This window comes from Azospirillum ramasamyi, assembly GCF_003233655.1.
Lineage (GTDB): Bacteria > Pseudomonadota > Alphaproteobacteria > Azospirillales > Azospirillaceae > Azospirillum > Azospirillum ramasamyi.
In genome coordinates this window covers 938321-955137 of sequence record NZ_CP029829.1, presented here as the reverse complement: position 1 = coordinate 955137, position 16817 = coordinate 938321, and the positions used below count along the sequence as shown (strand labels likewise).

The window sequence follows — 16817 nt, the reverse complement described above, 5'->3', positions numbered from 1 at the left end:
CAATCAACGAATTGTGTGGGGTACTGGTTATAAGGCGCGCCCCGACGAAGATCCAGCACAAGGCCGTGGCTGCACCACTCCTGATAGGGACCTGCACGAACGGCATGGCCGCTGCGCCGCGGCGGCTGTTGGACGGAAGGGCCGCCGCAGGGCAATGTCGCGTGTGCGCCGCAGCAAGCGGCGTAAGACAGACCATGGAGCCCCGCGCGTGCGCGACGAGATCGAGACCGGTGCCGAGACCGCCTATCTGCAGGCCGGCACCCCCGCCTATCGCCGCGCCAGCCGCATCCTGTTCGTCGCCGGCTTCTCCACCTTCGCCACCCTCTATTGCGTCCAGCCGCTGCTGCCCGACTTCGTGCGAGAGTTCGGGGTGACGCCGGCCGAATCCAGCCTGTCGCTGTCGCTGACCACCGGCGTGCTGGCGGGCGCGCTGCTGGTGGCCGGCGCCATTTCCGACGGGATCGGGCGCAAGCCGGTGATGGTGGCGGCGCTCCTCGCCGCCGGACTGCTGGGCATCGTCGGCGCGCTGATGCCGGACTGGCACGGCTTCCTGGCGGTGCGGGCTCTGGAAGGGCTGGCGCTGAGCGGGTTGCCCGCGGTCGCCATGGCCTATGTCTCCGAAGAGGTCGATCCGAAATCGGCCGGCGTCGCCATGGGGCTCTATATCGGCGGGACCGCCATCGGCGGCATGTCCGGCCGGGTGCTGACCGCCGTGGTCACCGATCTCGGCACCTGGAGGCTGGCGGTCGGGGTGGTGGGCGCGCTGGCGGTGGCCGCCGCGGTCACCGTCTGGTTCGCCCTGCCGCCGTCGCGCCATTTCGTCCGCCGCGCCGCCGGGATGCGGGCGCTGGTGCGCGCCTGGCGCGGGTTGCTGACCGACCCGGCCCTGCTCGGGCTGTTCTCTCTCGGCTTCCTGCTGATGGGCGGATTCGTCACCGTCTTCAACTACATCGGCTTCCGCCTGAGCGAGCCGCCGTTCGATCTGCGGCCCGCCATCGTCGGTGCGGTGTTCCTGGTCTACAGCTTCGGCGTCGTCAGTTCGCCGCTGTTCGGCGGCTGGGCGGGTCGTTTCGGCTCGAACCGCACCCTGGCGACGGCGGTGGCGCTGATGGTGGGCGGGCTCGTTCTGATGGAGTTCGACAGCCTGTTCGCCATCGCTCCCGGAATCGCCCTGTTCACCTTCGCCTTCTTCGGCGCCCATTCCATCGTGTCCGCCTGGATCGGCCGCCGGGCCTCGGTGGCGCGCGGGCAGGCCTCGTCCATCTACCTGTTCTGCTACTATCTGGGCTCCACCCTGGCCGGAACGCTGGGCGGGCTGTTCTGGCATGATTTCGGATGGACGGGCGTGGCGGCCTTCGTCGGGCTGCTGATGATGATCGCGGTCGCCGTGACGGTGGGGCTCCAGCGCAGCCGCTGATCGCGCGACGAACCGTCGCGCTTGCGATTCGGCTTATTGCGCCGCGAACGGCCGCACTTCAGGCTGTGGCCGATGGTACGCCGGGAGGATTGGCATTGAGTCACCTGACCGTTTATCTGGAGAACGACGCCCTCCGGCCGGAACTGAGCACGGCCGACCCCGCTTTGATGGCCGGACATCTGGCCCATACCGGCATCCTGTTCGAACGCTGGACCGCCGGCGCCCCCCTGCCCGCCTCCGCCGACGGCGATGCCGTGCTGGCGGCCTATGCCGCACAGGTGGAGGCGTTGAAGGAGGCGCGCCGCTTCCGCTCCGTCGACGTGGTGCGGGTCACCCCGGCGACGGAGGACGCCGCCGCCCTGCGCGCCAGATTCCTGGACGAGCACACCCACGACGAGGACGAGGCGCGCTTCTTCGTCGAAGGCTCGGGCGCCTTCTACATCCATCTCGACAGCCGGGTTTTCCGCGTGGTGTGCGGGGCGGGCGACCTGCTGAGCATTCCCGCCGGCACGCCGCATTGGTTCGACATGGGCGCGCGGCCCCGCTTCACCGCCATCCGCTTCTTCACGCGGCCCGACGGCTGGATCGCCAGCCCGACCGGTGACACCATCGCCGCCCGCTTTCCGCTGTTCGAACCCGAAACAATGGAAGCAGCCTGACCCCGCCTTAATCGCGCCCTGAAAATTTAACTTGAATCGCCGACGGAATAGCGTAAATCAATCGGCACGACGCACCCGCACGTGCCTATGGCCCTCTGTGGTTATGCTACGACGTACCGCGTCCTTTTTGGCAGAACCGGCCATTCCAGTGGGCCGGTCCCGAGAGGGAGGTCAGTATGTACGCTGCCCACGGTGGGGCTGTGAGACGGTAGCCCTTTAGCCGGTAAACGACGCGCTGTTGCCCGGAGCTTCACAGCCCGGGGCCGCTGCTCGCACCGGCTTTTTCCGTCTCCCCCTTTCCCTTTTCCGATCAATCGCCGATTCCGCCGCACCACCCGTGCCACAGCCTTGCGCTGGCACGGCTCGTGGCGCGGCCGGGATCGACGTCTGCTCACCGGACCGGTTTGCACGCCGCCGTCCGGGGATAGGAGTGCGCCATGGGCTTCCTGCGTTCCCGTTCCGCCGTCACCCCGCTGCGCCGCGTCGGCCTGAACGACAGCAGCGCCGTTTCGCTGTCCAGCGGCCGCCGTTCGACGGTGGCGCAGGCCGTCGCCCTGCACCGCCCGGAAGAGCCGATGCACTGCATCCGCCCCGGCGTGCTGGCCGACACCGCCGGCAGCTTCCTGGCCGCCTTCGCCGAGGCGACGGATGCCGCCGCGCGCGGCGGCGACGTGCTCTATGCCGTGAAGTGCAACCCGGAGCCCGCGGTGCTGCGTGCCCTGTGGGCCGGCGGCGTGCGCCATTTCGACGTCGCCTCCCCCGGCGAAATCCGGCTGATCCGCCAGATGTTCCCGGACGCCGTCCTGCATTACATGCACCCGGTCAAGGGCCGTCAGGCGATCCGCAACGCCTATCACCAGTATGGCGTCCGCGACTTCGTGCTCGACAGCCGCGAGGAGCTGGACAAGATCCTGGAGGAGACGGATGACGCCGCCGACCTCGGCCTCGTCGTGCGCCTGGCGCTGCCGAAGGGCAATGCCGTCTACGACCTGTCCGGCAAGTTCGGCGCCGCCATGGCCGATGCGGTGGAGCTGCTGCGCGCCGCCCGCGCCGTGGCGCCCAAGGTCGGGCTGTCCTTCCATGTCGGTTCGCAGATGCTCGATCCGTCGGCCTACGAGCGCGCCATCGCGCTCGCCGGCCGCGTGATCGCCGACAGCGGCGTTTCCATCGACGTGCTGGACGTCGGCGGCGGTTTCCCGGTGTCCTATCCGGGCGTCACCCCGCCGCCGCTCAGCGACTTCATGGCCGCCATCGCCCGCGGCGTCGCCGCCCTCGACCTGCCGGCGCATTGCCGCCTGTGGTGCGAGCCGGGCCGCGCCCTGGTCGCCCCCGGCGTCTCGCTGGTGGTTCAGGTGGTGAAGCGGCGCGGCGACGAGCTGTTCATCAACGACGGCGTCTATGGCGCCCTGTCGGACGCCGGCGTGCCGGGCTTCCGCTTCCCGGCGCGGCTGATCCGCCCGTTCGAGGCGATGACCGACGCCGAGGACACGGCCTTCAGCTTCTACGGCCCGACCTGCGACAGCGCCGACAGGATGAACGGTCCCTTCCACCTGCCGGCCGACGTCAAGGCCGGCGACTGGATCGAGCTGGGTCAGCTCGGCGCCTACGGCTCCTGCCTGCGCACGGCCTTCAACGGTTTCGACCAGGCGCGCGTCGTCGAAGTGTCTGACGCTCCGCTGCTTGCCACTCCCGGCTATCAATTGCGCTCCTGCGCAGCCTGATCGCGCCGCCGGAATCTGTGGATAAAGCGTAAAGACACCCGTAACATTCACCGGTCCGGCGCGTTCCGTTGCCACTTCTCCGAAGTGGGCGGAAGCGCCGGCTCATGTCGTTGGCCTACATTACCTCGGGGAGACAAAAAATCATGGCCCTGGACACGAAGCTCTGCACGTTCACAGGCCGGATGGTCATCGTTGGATTCGGTTCGATTGGCCAGGGTGTCTTGCCTCTGCTGTTGCGTCACATCGACGGACTTACCGCCGACCGGATCACCATCGTCACCGCCGAGGAGCGCGGGCGCGAGGAGGCGGAGCTTTACGGCGTCGCCTTCCACAACAACCCGCTCGACAACGACAACTTCTTCCAGATTCTGAAGCCGCTGATCGACAAGGGCGATTTCCTGGTCAACCTGTCGGTCGACGTCTCGTCGGTTGCGCTGATCGAGTTCTGCCAGCGGGTCGGCGCCTTCTACACCGACACCTGCACCGAACCGTGGGCGGGCGGCTACACCGATTCCAGCCTGTCGCCGTCGCTGCGCTCCAACTACGCGCTGCGCGAAACCGCGCTGGCGCTGCGCGACCGCTTCCAGACCGGCCCGACCGCGCTGATCACCCACGGGGCGAATCCGGGTCTGGTGTCGCATTTCGTCAAGCAGGCGCTGCTGAACATCGCCGCCGACACCGGTATCGAAACCGACGTTCCCACCGACCGCGACGGCTGGGGCCGGCTGGCGCAGAAGCTGGGCATCAAGACGATCCATGTGGCGGAGCGCGACACCCAGGTGTCGAACCAGCCCAAGCGGATCGGCGAGTTCGTCAACACCTGGTCGATCGACGGCTTCGTCAGCGAAGGCTGCCAGCCGGCCGAACTCGGCTGGGGCACCCACGAGAAGGAGCTGCCGCCGGATGGCCGCCGGCACGAGTTCGGCTGCGGTTCCGCCATCTACCTGATGCGGCCGGGCGCCTCCACCCGCGTGCGCACCTGGACCCCGCTGGAGGGGCCGTTCCACGGCTTCCTCATCACCCACAGCGAATCGATCTCGATCGCCGACTATTTCACGGTGCGCGAGGGCGACGAGGTCGTCTACCGGCCGACCTGCCACTATGCCTATCATCCCTGCGACGACGCGGTGATGTCGCTGCACGAGCTGGCCGGCAAGAACTTCAACATGCAGGCCGAACAGCGCCTGATGATGCACGAGATCACCAGCGGCATCGACGAGCTGGGCGTGCTGCTGATGGGCAATCCCAAGGGCGCCTACTGGTACGGCTCGCGGCTCGACATCGACACGGCGCGGTCGCTGGCCCCCTACAACAACGCCACCTCGATGCAGGTGACCTCCACCGTTCTGGGCGGGATCGTCTGGACGCTGGAGAACCCGAATCGGGGCTTGGTGGAACCGGACGAGGTCGACTTCCGCCGGGTGCTGGAGATCGCCTCGCCCTATCTGGGCGAGGTGGTCGGAGCCTATGGCGACTGGACTCCTCTGCAGGACCGCAACACCCTGTTCCCGGAGGATATCGACGAGAACGATCCCTGGCAGTTCAAGAACTTCCGGGTCATTTGATGCAGGTTGCATGAAGTTCCGCGGCTCCTGCCGCCGCTCCGGCGGCGGGGGCTGCGGCGTTGCTGCCACAGGGCGGACGGCGACACGGTGACATTGCCCGCGGCAGGGTCTTGAAACCGTTGACTTGGGCTTTCGCTTCCCCCAATCGTTCCGCCATGCCCAAGCACGTCTCCCGGCGCGCCCGCGCCAAAGTTCCGACCGCCGCCAATCCCATCCTGCGCTCCGGCATCGTCGGGCTGATGGTGGCGTGCGGGGTCGCCGTCGTGGATCTGGCCCTCACCGACACGGCGAGCGCCCAGTCGCCGTCCACCCCGCTTCCCGGAACGAAGCCGGCGACACCCCAGGCCGCTGCCCAGGCTACCGCCCAGACGGCCCCCCAGCCCGCCACCGGGCAGGGAACCGCGGATGGAAATGCGGGCGGAAGCACCAATGGCGCGGCGCAGAATCAGGAACCGGTGCTGCTCACCGCCGATCAGGTCACCTTCGACGAGGAGAACAGCCTCGTCACCGCCAGCGGCAATGTCGAGCTGGCGCAGGGCAAGCGCAGCGTCCGCGCCGACAAGATCTCCTACAACCAGAAGACCAAGGTCGTCACCGCCACCGGCAATATCCGTCTGGTGGAGCCGTCGGGCGACATCGTCTTCGCCGACTATGCCGAACTGACCGACGATCTGAAGGACGTGTTCATCGAGAACATCCGCGTCCTTATGACCGACAACGGCCGCATGGCCGGCACCGAGGGCGAACGGCGCGAGGGCCGGCTGACGCGCGTCAACCGCGGCGTCTACAGCCCCTGCGACCTCTGCAAGGAGGATCCGTCCCGGCCGCCGCTGTGGCAGATCCGTGCCGTGCGCATCGTGCACGACAACGAGGAGCACGAGGTCCGCTATCGCGACGCGACGATGGAGATCTTCGGGATTCCCGTCGCCTACACGCCCTACCTGTCGCATCCCGACCCCTCGGTCGACCGCAAGAGCGGCTTCCTGACGTCGTCCTTCGGCAACAGCTCCAACCTGGGCGCTTTCGTCAAGACCCATTACTACTGGGACATCGGGCCGGACCAGGACGCCACCTTCGACCTGAACTACTACACGCAGCAGGGTCCGCTGCTGGGCGGCCAATACCGGAAGCGCTTCGAAAACGGCCGGCTGGAGCTGGAGGGCGCCATCACCCGCGGCGACGGCGGCAACAGCACCACGGCGCCGAAGGAAAAGCGCAACCGCGGCTATATCGCCGCGCGCGGCCTGTTCGACATCAACGATATCTGGCGCGCCGGCTTCGACGTCAAGCGCGCGAGCGACCCGACCTTCCTGCGGCGCTATTACGATTTCCGCGAGGATTATCTGACCAGCAAGGCCTTCGTGGAGGGCTTCCGCGGCCGGAACTATGCGGCGGTCACCGGCTACAGCTTCCAGGACATGCGCTACGGGAACCCCATCCCCGAGCCGGTCGTCCTGCCTTATGCGCAGTACAACGCGCTGGGCGAGCCGGGAAGCCTGTTCGGCGGCCGCTGGTCGCTGGACACCAGCCTGCTGAATGTTGCGCGCCTCCAGGGTGCCGGCCCCGATACCCAGCGCTTCGTCGTGCAGCCGGGTTGGGAGCGCAACATCGTTTCCAATGCCGGCTTCGTCACCACCCTGTCGGGCAGCGTCCTGGTCGCCGGCTACGCGGCGCAGCAGTTCAACAACAACGACCCGACGGTCCGCGGGGACGACAACGTCAGCCGTTTCCGCTTCTTCCCGCAGGCGCAGGCGACCGTCCGTTATCCACTCGTCCGCTATGGCGAAAGCTCCTCCCAGCTGATCGAGCCGATCGGGCAGCTGACCGTCGCGCCGAAACTGCCGAACGGCCGGCTGTTCCCGAACGAGGACAGCCTGGACATCGAGTTCGACGATGTGAACCTGCTTCAGCCCAACCGCTTCACCGGCATCGACCGGCTGGACGACGGCATGCGCATCACCTACGGCCTGCGCACCGCGATCTACGGCAACACCCAGGGGTCGGCCAGCCTGTTCCTGGGCCAGAGCCGCCGCCTGACCGAGACCGGCGCGGGCTTCACCGGCGGCTCGGGCCTGGAGGACAGCGTGTCCGACTATGTCGGCCGCCTGGACCTGCAGCCGGCGGACTGGCTGGACGTGAATTACAGCTTCCGCATCGACCATGAATCGCTCCGGCCGCGCCGCCATTCGCTGAACGCCTCGGCCGGCGTGCCTCTGCTGCGGCTGTCCACCTCCTACACCTATGTCGACCAGACCACGTCGCGCAGCGCGGTGAACCGCAATCGGGTGGAGCAGGCGTCGTTCGGCGTGTCGTCGCAGTTCACCGACCATTGGAACCTCGGCGTCAGCCACACCCAGGCGATGGAACCGCAGCCCGGTCCGCGCTCCAGCCTGGCGGTCCTGTCCTATGCCGACGAATGCCTGATCTTCCAAACCATCGCGCGGCGCGACTACACGGTCAGCACCACCGGCGAGCAGGACGGCAACACCATCTTCTTCCGTCTGGTCTTCAAGAATGTCGGCGAGTTCAAGAGCCCGGGCCTGAACGCCAGCTTCCTGGGCGGCAGTTCGGCCAACCAGTAAATTCAACGGGCCACAGCCGGAAGCCACAAGTCATCACGGCAGATCGGACGGCCAAGGGGTTGCATCCCTTGGCCGTTGCCGTTAGCCATAGCGCCCGACGTAGACAGCCCGCCGTGACCGATATCATGACCCTGGGACGTTACGACTACGAACGACGGTACCGCCGGCGCATGCGGGCCGGCGTGATCAAATTCCTGCTGCTTGCCGCACTGGTTCTCGGTGTCGGGCTCTTCTCCTACCAGATGGGAATCGAGCAGCTGAAGGGCCGCGACGTGACCCTGAGGGAGGAGATCGCCACCCTGTCCCGCCAGAAGGCGGAACTGGAGCTGCTGGCCACGCAGATGCAGAACGCCGCCCGCACCGCGGAGGCGCGTGCCGCCGAGCTGGAAGACCGCCTCCAGCGGGAGGTGCCGACCGGCGACCTCGCCAAGCTGACACAGCTGGTGTCGGAACGGCTGAAGAGCGGGCTGGACGCCAACCGCCTGTCCTTCGTCATCTCCCAGGCGCAGGTTCAGCGCAGCTGCCAGCCGGCCGAAACCAAGCGCTTCACGCTCAGCACTCCGCTGCTGAAGGGTGGGACGCGCGGCGTGACCTTCGGCAACGGCGCCGTGAGCGTCACCGGCGAAGGCCAGTCCGCCCAAAACGCGCAGGGCAACGCCGAAAGCTGGTTCGATCCCGGACAGCCGGTGACCATCCGCATCACCGGCATCGGCGGCAAGACCGCGACGGTCAGCGGCGTGCTGCCGCTGCACCAGTCGCTTGTGGTCGACAACACCGAATACCGCTTCACCATCGCCCCCGCCCAGCGCTCCTTCGTGGAGGTCACGGCGGACCGCTGCGCCTATCCCTGATACCGCCGCGACGGCGGCGGAGGCGGCGGCGGCGGCGCGCATCTTGGCGCGATAAAGCCTGCGTGGCGTTTGAACGCAATACGGCAGGTCAATTCATTGGCCTGCCGGTATGAGGCGGAACCGTGAACCCGCGCGGCGGTCCGCCCGCCGCATGGATCTCCCACATGGCGAGGTAGGCGGCCTCGATGGAGCGGGCGAAACGGTCGGTGTCGAACAGCGGCGCGGACGCACGCGCGTCCTCCAGCCGCCGTTTCAGCGCGGCCAGTTCCGCCGGCGTTTCGGCCAGACGCCGCGCCGTCGCCTCATAGGCATCCCAATCCGGCACCGCCAGTTCCGGCAGCCCGACGGCCCGCAGCAGGCTGGCGGCGACCCGCCCGGCGAAGGATCGGCCCGGCACCGTCAGCACCGGCAACCCGGCCCACAGCGCGTCGCTCGCGGTCGTGTGGGCGCCGACCGGGCTCGAATCGAGGAAAAGATCGGCCAGCCGGTGCCGCGCCAGATGGGCGGGGCCGGGCAGCCGGGGGGCGAAGACCAGCCGCTCCGCCGCGGTCCCACGCTCGACGGCGGCGCGGCGCAGGTTGACGGCGGCCTCCGCCGGTCCCTCAAGCAGCCAGAGCACCGATCCCGGCACCCGCCGCAGAATGCGGCACCAGCGGCCGAACAGCTCCGGGCCGATCTTGTAGGGCGCGTTGAAGGCGCAGAACACCACGCACTCCCCCGGCAGGCCGCAATCGGCACGGCTGGGCAGCGGCCCGATCGCGCGCTTGCGGTCGTTGGGCTGGTAGCTGTCGGGCAGATGGACGATGCGCTCGCTGTAGAAGCGCTGATGGTCGTCCGGCGCCACCGCAGGATCGGCGATGACGTAGTCGATGGCTGGACTGCCCGTCGTTCCCGGATAGCCCAGCCATTGCGCCTGAACCGGCGCCGGCCGGCGGGCGGCGATGCCGGGCCGGGCGCCCTGGGTATGCCCCTTCAAATCCACCAGTATGTCGATTTCCGCCCGGTGGATCGCCTGCGCCGCCGCATCGTCGGTCATGGCCGACAGATCGAGGAAGCGGTCGAACCCCGTGGTCAGCCGCCGGCGCAACGGCCCGCCATCGTCTGGACCATAGGAGCAGCCGACGATCTCGAAACGCCCGCGGTCGTGCCGCTCGATCAGTTCGGCGATCAGCAGCGCGGTGGCGTGCTCGTGGAAGTCGGCGGAAAGGTAGCCGATGCGCAGCTTTGCGCCGCGGATGGTGCGAGCCGGGAAGGCCGGTGCGACGCCGCGGGTCTTCCAGGCGGCATAGCGTTCGGCGCAGGCCCGCTCCAGCTCCGGCCCCGCCCCTTCGCCGAGGAAGATCCAGGGATGGACCTGCCGGGTCCGCCCCTCCCGCACCAGCCCGGCAAGCCGGGCTGACAGCGCCTCCAGCCCATCCCAGCGGCAGAGATGCCGGCGCTGCTGCACCAGCTGCGCCAGCACCCCGCCGGGATCCGGCAGGCCGATGCGCAGGGCGCGCTCGAATCCCGTCAGGCTGGCGGCATCGTCCTTCGCTCCGCCGCGCTGCCCCCGCTCCTTCAAGGTCAGGGCGAGGTTCGCCTGCCCCTCCGCCAGATCGGGCCTGAGGCACAGGCAGGCCCGGAACCCGGCGACGGCGCGGTCCAGGTCGCCGCGGTCGCGGTGCAGAGCCGCCAGGGCAAGCCGCGCCGGCGCCAGCATCGGGTCGAGCGACAGCGCCCGGCGCAGCGCCGCCTCCGCCTCCTCCAACCGGCCGAGTTCACGCAGCAGGACGCCCTGGTTGCAGGGCGCCGGTGCGAAGCGCGGCATCAGCCGTGCGGCCTCGCCATAGGCCGACGCGGCCTCCGCCGGGCGGTCAAGCGCCTGCAGGGTGACGCCCCAGTTGAAATGGTTGCCGCCGAAATCCGGCAGCCAGGCGAGCGCCTTGCGGTGATGGACCTCGGCCTCCGCCAGCCGGCCCTGACGGCGCAGCGCCTCGCCGAAGTTGGAGCGGGCGACCGCCTCCTCCGGCGTGCCGCCCTGCCCTGCCGCATCGAGCGCGGCGAACAACGCCGCCAGCAGCGCGCCGTCGCCGGGCTTGCCGGCCAGACGGCGGCGCAGGTCGGCGACGGTGGCCGCGTCGGTCACTTCCGCTGCCACTGGCCGGCGGCGTTCATCACGAATTGGCCGGCGGGGGTGCGCTCGATCAGCTGCTGGCCGGCGACCGCCTGAACCTTGTCGAGCGCCGTGCCGTTGCCCTTGGCGATCTCGCGGTAACGGGCGAGCCGCTGGGCGTTCACCTGCTCCGCCAGCGCCTGGGCCGATGCGGGGGCGCCGGGGACGGCGCCGACCAGCCCGTCCGGACGCTCGCCGATCTGGCCGGCGGCCTTGGCGGCGGCCAGCGCATCCTGCGCGAAGGCAAGCTGCGGCAGGGCAAAGGCCAGCAGCCCCGCGGCCATGGCGGACAGGGCCAGCCGGTTGAAGCGGCGGCGGGCGATGGGTTGGGTCGTCATCACTTCTTCCCCTTGGCGGGAGAGGGCACGGAGTCCGTCGGCAAGCCGAACAGGGCGGGGTCGTTGCGGATGGCGTCGTCGACGTCGCGTTCCAGCTTGACCCGCACCTCCTGCTCGATGCGGACATTCAGGTTGATCTCGATGGGCTTTTCGGGCGCTTCGATCTTGACCGTGGGGGTGCAGGCTGCCGCCGCGATTGGCAACAGCAGGGCGGCCATCAGGCGGGCGGATGCGAATTTGGTTATCATGGTGGCGATCAGGGGTCCTTCTGGTCGAAGCCGGTCATGCGGTCCCGCAGCGTGTCGGGGATCCGGTAGACGTCGAGGTTCTGGCGCAGAATCCGGTCGAGCGCGCCGGACAGCTTAAGGTTAAGCGCAACCGGATGGCCATCGTAGAATGACGGGTTGGCGCCGCGCAGCGACAAACCGGCGCTGAGTTCGCCGCCGGCCTGCCCGTCGATGGTGATCCGCAGGCTGTCGTACCGAAAATCGGTCAGCGCCCCCATCAGCATGGCGGTGGGGCTTCCCTCCTCACCCTTCAGCGCGGCGGGCGGGTTGGCGGGATCGTAGCGCAGGGTACCGGGGGCGGCGGATTCCAGCACGCCGCCGTTCAGCGTCACCATGTCGTCGGCGAAAACCACCGGCAGGGTGCCGGCCAGCTTGCCGCTCGCCTCCAACCCATCGACGGCGATCAACTCCAGTAGCTTGGCCGCGTCGATTCCGTCGGCATGCAGGGTGACGCTTCCCTTGGGCGCGGCGGGCGCCAGCTTGAACGGATCGGCGCGCAGCGTGCCGCCGGCCCAGCGCCATTCCGCGCGGCCCACGTCCAGCCGCCCGTCGCGCCCATAGCCGAACAGCAGTGTGCCGTCGGTCAACGGAATGCCGACATCGAGCAGGCCGACGGACAGCTTCTGCCCGGCCGGGATCACCGGCGGAGACAGGCTCGACAGGGTGACCGTACCGGCCACGCCGGCGACCGTCACCGGCCCGGCGACGCCGGCCACCCCCTTCACCGTCGCCTGCCCCGTCGTGGTCATGCCCTTGGCGTCCCAGGCGACCGTCGCCTTTCCCGACAGGGTGCCGGAGGCCTTCTCGAGAAAAGTCGCCGCCAGCGGTGAAACGGCGGCCAGTCCCGGCCCGTCCGGGGCAAGCGCGACCGGCTTCGCCACCACCTCCACCCGGCCGGCGCCGGCGGTCTGGTCATGGCTGCCGGCCAGCGTGACGGACAGCAGGCCCTTCGCATCCTTCGCCGTGCCGTCGATGGCCCAAGGCCCCTCCCCCTCCTGGACGGCGCGGAGGATGACGGCGAGCGGCACGACCGGAGCCGGCCTGGCGGTGTTGGTCAGCGTGGCGACGGTGGCGTCGGCGTGACGCCCGTTCCCGTCCTGCCCCAGCCGCAGCACCAGCCGGTCGGCACGCAGGCCGCCGGCCGGCACGTCGAGCCGCGGAACCCTCACCTCCGCGGCGATGGTCATCGCCGACGGCGACCAGCGCAGCAGAGGTCCATCCGGCACGGCGCAGACCGTCGCCTCCTGCGGGAAGACCAGCGTCTGGCCGTTGATCGTCAGCTTATCCACAAGGGCGGGCAGGCAGCCGTCGGGGGTGACGGTCAGCGTCCCGCCATCCATCCCCACCCGCAGCGCGCCGGACAGCGCGACGCGGCCGGACAGCGGCAGGTCCAGCGTCTGGGCCGCGGCCTCCAGCGGCCCGCTGCCCGCGGTGAACTCCAGCCGCAGCCCGTCCCAGCCATCGGCGATCCGCAATCCGGTGACGGCAACCTCGGCTCCGGCGAACCCTGACTCGTGCAGCAATTCGGTCGCGATGCCGCCGATCAGGGCGGGACCGGCCAGAATGGCACCGCCAAGGCCGACGACGCCCAGCGTCACCGCAACCGCCGCCGTTCCCGCTATCGCCCGTCCCAGCCTCACCCGCCGTCCCCTCCCCGCTCCTGCGATCCGAATGGCTTGCCACGTCCTTGCCGCGATGAACACCCGGACAAGCGTCCGTCATCCGTGACTTTTTGGCGGATCGCCGCCGCCCGCCAGCGCGGCTTTGCATTCCGCCGCTTTTCCCCTATGGTCCGTGACGCGAATTTAGGCTCATCGGAGTATTTCGCATGAAGCGGTGGACCCGCGCGTTGCTGGCGGCGCTGTTCGCCACAATCTTCACTGTCTCGTTCTTTACAGTCTCGCAAGGGGAGGCGAAGGCCTTGGATCCGGAAAACACCATCTACCTCGACCTCAAGGACGGTCGCGTGGTGATCGAACTGCGGCCCGACCTGGCGCCGAACCACGTCGCCCGCATCAAGGAACTGACCCGCCAGGGCTTCTACGACGGCGTCGTCTTCCACCGCGTCATCGACGGCTTCATGGCCCAGACCGGCGACCCGACCGGCACCGGCATGGGCGGCTCCGGCAAGAAGCTGAAGGCCGAGTTCTCCACCGCCCCGCACATCCGCGGAACCCTGTCGATGGCCCGCGCGCAGGACCCGGACAGCGCCGACAGCCAGTTCTTCATCTGCTTCGCGCCGTCCAGCTTCCTTGATCGCCAGTACACGGTCTGGGGCCGCGTGGTCGAGGGCATGGAATTCGTGGACATGATCAAGAAGGGCAACCAGTCCCGCAACGGTCAGGTCACCGACCCGGACAAGATCATCAAGATGCAGGTCGCTGCCGACGTCAAGTAACGGCATAGCTCCGGCTGGCTGGAAACGGGGGATCGGTGCGCCGGTCCCCTTTTTCATGCCCGATTCACGCCGCTGCCAGCCACATCACCGTCAGCCGCCGACCAACGCCGTGGTCATCGCGCGCAGCAGATCCTTCATCGACTGCGGCCGGTCCTGCCAGCGCATCGCCAGCCCGGACATCAGCACCTTCTCGAATCCCGGCGGCAGCGCCGCCCCCAGTTCCGACAGCCTCGGCACCTTGTCGTTCATGAAGCGGGCGGTGGCGTCCGGCGGGGTGCGGCCGGTCAGCGCCAGATAGATCGTGGCGCACAGCGCATACACGTCCGACCAGGGCCCCTGGCGCCCCTCGTTCGAATACTGCTCCGGCGGAGCATAGCCTGGCTTCAGGATGACGGTCAGCCCGGCGCCCGGCCGGGCCGTCTGCCGCGCGGCGCCGAAGTCCAGCAGCTTGCGGTCGCCGCCGTTGGTCAGGAAGATGTTGTCCGGACTGACGTCGCGATGGATCAGCCCCTGGTCGTGGATGGCCTGCAGCGCCTTGGCGATGGGCGTCACCACCGACAGCGTCCGCCTGACGTCGATCCGACCGCCGCAATCGGCCAGATACTTCTTCATGGTCCGGCCTTCCAGCAGCTCCATCACCAGATAGGCGGTGCCGTTCGCCTCGAAGAAATCCTGGACGCCGACGATCTCGCGCACCTCGCGCAGGCGGGCCAGCGTCCGCGCCTCCTCCAGGAATTTGGTGAGGCCTTCGGCGAAGGTTTCGGCATGCTCGTCGGAGAAGGGAGAGACGGCGGCGCCGTTGGGAAGCCGCGCGATCAGGTTGGCCGGATAATATTCCTTGATCGCCACCTTCACCCGCAGCCGGTCGTCCCAGCCCAGATAGGTGGCGCCGAACCCGCCCTGCCCCAGCACCCGGCCTGCGCGGTAACGGCCATGCAGAAGCGTGCCGGGCGCCAGATGCACCCCCGGCCGGTTGTCCGACTTCGCCGGAAAGCCGCAGCCGGCGCAGGGACCGGGCCTCATCCGGGCGGTATGGCAGTTCGGGCACAGCTCTTCCGAAGCCGTCCGGGCGGCCGCGGCAGGCAGCGTGCCGGCCGGAACGGCATCCACCGTTGCCAGCGCTGCGGCGGGCATGGCGGCGATGGCCGCGGCGGCCGGATCGCAGACGGTATCGACGCTGCGCGGACCCGGCTGACGCGCCGCCGGCACCGGCATTGCCATTGGCATCGCCACAGGCATCTCCCTTGGCATCGCCACCGGGGGCGGAGCGGGCACGGTGGCAATCTGGCGCAGACGGTCGAGCAGATGCAGCAGCCGGCGCACCTCGGCCTGGGCGACGTCGCTGTCGGGCTGGGCGATCTCGGCCTGGAACTGCGGCTGGCGGACGACCTCCAGGATCTGCTGCCGCATCAGCGGCAGGGCGCCGTCCTCGCGCACCAGGCCGGAACAGGCGACCTCCGCCAGCCGGATGATGCGGCGGCGCAGAACCGGCTCCACCTGCTTCAGCCGGGCGGTAAGCTGGCCGCTCTTCACATACTCGTCGACGGAGCGTTCGGCACGGGCGGCGATCCGCTCGCAGTCGTCGGCCGGCAGCGGGGCGGAGCGGATGGCCGCCAGCGCGCGGGCGAAGTCGCGCTCCAGCAGCGCCGTGTCCGGCGTCTGCACCAGCATGTTCTCGATCAGCATCTCGTTGCCGACCGCGGCGTCCAGCGAGGCGAGGATCTCGTCCGCATGGCGTTCTCCGGCTGGGGCGGCGGCGACGCGGGTGAGATAGTGGATACGGCAGATCAGATCCGGCTGCCCTTCGCTGAGGCCGATGATGGAGCGGCGATAGGCGCTGGCCCCGCCCTGCTCCAGCCGGCGCGAATAGCGCACGGTCAGCGCATCCGCCATCGCGGCCCCGCCGACCAGCCCGTCGCGGGTCAGCAGATGCCCGGCCAACGTCTTCAGCAGTTCCGCCTCCTGATCGAAGGCGCCGCGACCCAAGGGCTGGGGCGCCTTCAGCCGCCGGCGGATGCGGTCCAGAACGGCGGCCTTCGCCATGGGCAGCTTGCCCTGCCGGAACAGGGCGTTCAGCACGCCGATGCGAGTCGGCCCCATGGCCTCCATGCCGATCCGGCCGAACAGCATGTCGCATTGGGTGGACAGCAGGGTTCCGGGCAGCAGGTTGGCGCCGAACAACTCCGCCTCCGCGGCGGCGGAGGCCAGGACATCGCCGATCACCCCGTCCACCACGGCGGCCAGCCCTTCGTCCCGGTCCCACTGGTGCAGTTCCAGCAGCCGGTCCAGCTTGCCGCCCCAGTTCCTGATCTCCACCAGTTCCAGGGCGACCGCCACCCGCAGATCGTAGCCGGCGTCGCCGGTCGGCGTGGCGGTTCCCTGCGACAGCAGCCAGTCCACCGGCCCGCGCCCGCGCGGCATGGCGGCAAAGGCGGCCTGGGCGGCGCGCGCCCTGGTCCAGCTCTCATCCACGGCGCTGCGGATGGCCTGACGGCGCTTCATCTGCTCCTGCCCCGGCGCGCGGGCCTGCACGGCGGCGACCTTGCCGATCGCGGCCTCGACCAGCGTTCCCTGTTCCAGGCAGGCTTTCAGCGGCTTGGCGAGATGGATCAGTTCGGTAGGGGTCAGGCACAGCGGGTCCAGATATGGGCGCAGCACGATGCCGATCACCGTCCGCGCCGGCAGCGCGTGGTAATCCGCCAGGACGCCGCACAGCTCCGCCTCGTCGAGCGATCCCATGGCGGCCTGCGGCGAGGGCATCGCGCGGCTGAGCGGTGAACTGGACACTCCCGACCTTTCCTGCCGATGACCTGCCAATGACGTGCCGGATACGCCCGCCGGATGCCA

Annotated in this window: 12 protein-coding genes; 7 read left to right on the top strand and 5 right to left on the bottom strand. The window is 69.2% G+C overall.

The window, feature by feature from the left end; translation table 11 throughout:
- Positions 1-208: 208 nt before the first annotated feature.
- The 6 genes from DM194_RS04335 to DM194_RS04310 all read left to right on the top strand — a co-directional run bounded on the left by DM194_RS04335 (position 209) and on the right by DM194_RS04310 (position 8795).
- Positions 209-1417 carry an MFS transporter gene (locus DM194_RS04335; protein WP_111066091.1) on the top strand — a complete coding sequence of 403 codons (1209 nt, stop codon included), beginning with the start codon at positions 209-211 and terminating at the stop codon, positions 1415-1417.
- 95 nt (positions 1418-1512) lie between these two features.
- Positions 1513-2076, top strand: coding sequence for a 1,2-dihydroxy-3-keto-5-methylthiopentene dioxygenase (locus tag DM194_RS04330; protein ID WP_111066090.1), 564 nt, complete (start codon positions 1513-1515; stop codon positions 2074-2076).
- 437 nt (positions 2077-2513) lie between these two features.
- Positions 2514-3797 (top strand): type III PLP-dependent enzyme, encoded by a 1284-nt coding sequence (locus DM194_RS04325; RefSeq protein ID WP_111066089.1) that lies wholly within the window; start codon positions 2514-2516, stop codon positions 3795-3797.
- 143 nt (positions 3798-3940) lie between these two features.
- Positions 3941-5362, top strand: coding sequence for a homospermidine synthase (locus tag DM194_RS04320; protein ID WP_111066088.1), 1422 nt, complete (start codon positions 3941-3943; stop codon positions 5360-5362).
- A 155-nt stretch (positions 5363-5517) separates the two neighbouring features.
- Positions 5518-7944, top strand: coding sequence for an LPS-assembly protein LptD (locus DM194_RS04315; RefSeq protein WP_111066087.1), 2427 nt, complete (start codon positions 5518-5520; stop codon positions 7942-7944).
- A gap of 113 nt (positions 7945-8057) precedes the next feature.
- The gene (locus DM194_RS04310) at positions 8058-8795 is read left to right on the top strand and encodes a hypothetical protein (protein ID WP_246024286.1); all 738 of its coding nucleotides are present in this window, start codon (positions 8058-8060) and stop codon (positions 8793-8795) included.
- 88 nt (positions 8796-8883) lie between these two features.
- Here DM194_RS04310 and DM194_RS04305 read toward each other — a convergent pair whose 3' ends face one another.
- From DM194_RS04305 to DM194_RS04290, 4 genes are read right to left on the bottom strand one after another with little or no spacing between them, the layout of a single operon-like run.
- Positions 8884-10920 (bottom strand): O-linked N-acetylglucosamine transferase, SPINDLY family protein, encoded by a 2037-nt coding sequence (locus DM194_RS04305; protein ID WP_111066085.1) that lies wholly within the window; start codon positions 10918-10920, stop codon positions 8884-8886.
- Positions 10917-11285: a YdbL family probable chaperone protein gene (locus tag DM194_RS04300; RefSeq protein ID WP_111066084.1), complete on the bottom strand. Its 369-nt coding sequence runs from the start codon at positions 11283-11285 to the stop codon at positions 10917-10919. The genes DM194_RS04305 and DM194_RS04300 overlap by 4 nt, the downstream gene beginning before the upstream one ends.
- On the bottom strand, positions 11285-11533 hold the full coding sequence (locus tag DM194_RS04295) for a YnbE family lipoprotein (RefSeq protein WP_111066083.1): 249 nt from the start codon (positions 11531-11533) through the stop codon (positions 11285-11287). Before DM194_RS04295 ends, DM194_RS04300 begins: the two co-directional genes overlap by 1 nt.
- Before the next feature lie 8 nt (positions 11534-11541).
- Positions 11542-13212 carry an intermembrane phospholipid transport YdbH family protein gene (locus DM194_RS04290; RefSeq protein ID WP_111066082.1) on the bottom strand — a complete coding sequence of 557 codons (1671 nt, stop codon included), beginning with the start codon at positions 13210-13212 and terminating at the stop codon, positions 11542-11544.
- 188 nt (positions 13213-13400) lie between these two features.
- On the opposite strand from DM194_RS04290, the gene DM194_RS04285 reads away from it, so the two are divergent.
- On the top strand, positions 13401-13970 hold the full coding sequence (locus tag DM194_RS04285; protein ID WP_111066081.1) for a peptidylprolyl isomerase: 570 nt from the start codon (positions 13401-13403) through the stop codon (positions 13968-13970).
- Positions 13971-14060: 90 nt separating this feature from the next.
- Here DM194_RS04285 and DM194_RS04280 read toward each other — a convergent pair whose 3' ends face one another.
- Entirely contained in the window at positions 14061-16757 is a 2697-nt protein-coding gene (locus DM194_RS04280) for a serine/threonine-protein kinase (protein ID WP_246024285.1), read from the bottom strand.
- Positions 16758-16817 lie beyond the last annotated feature (60 nt).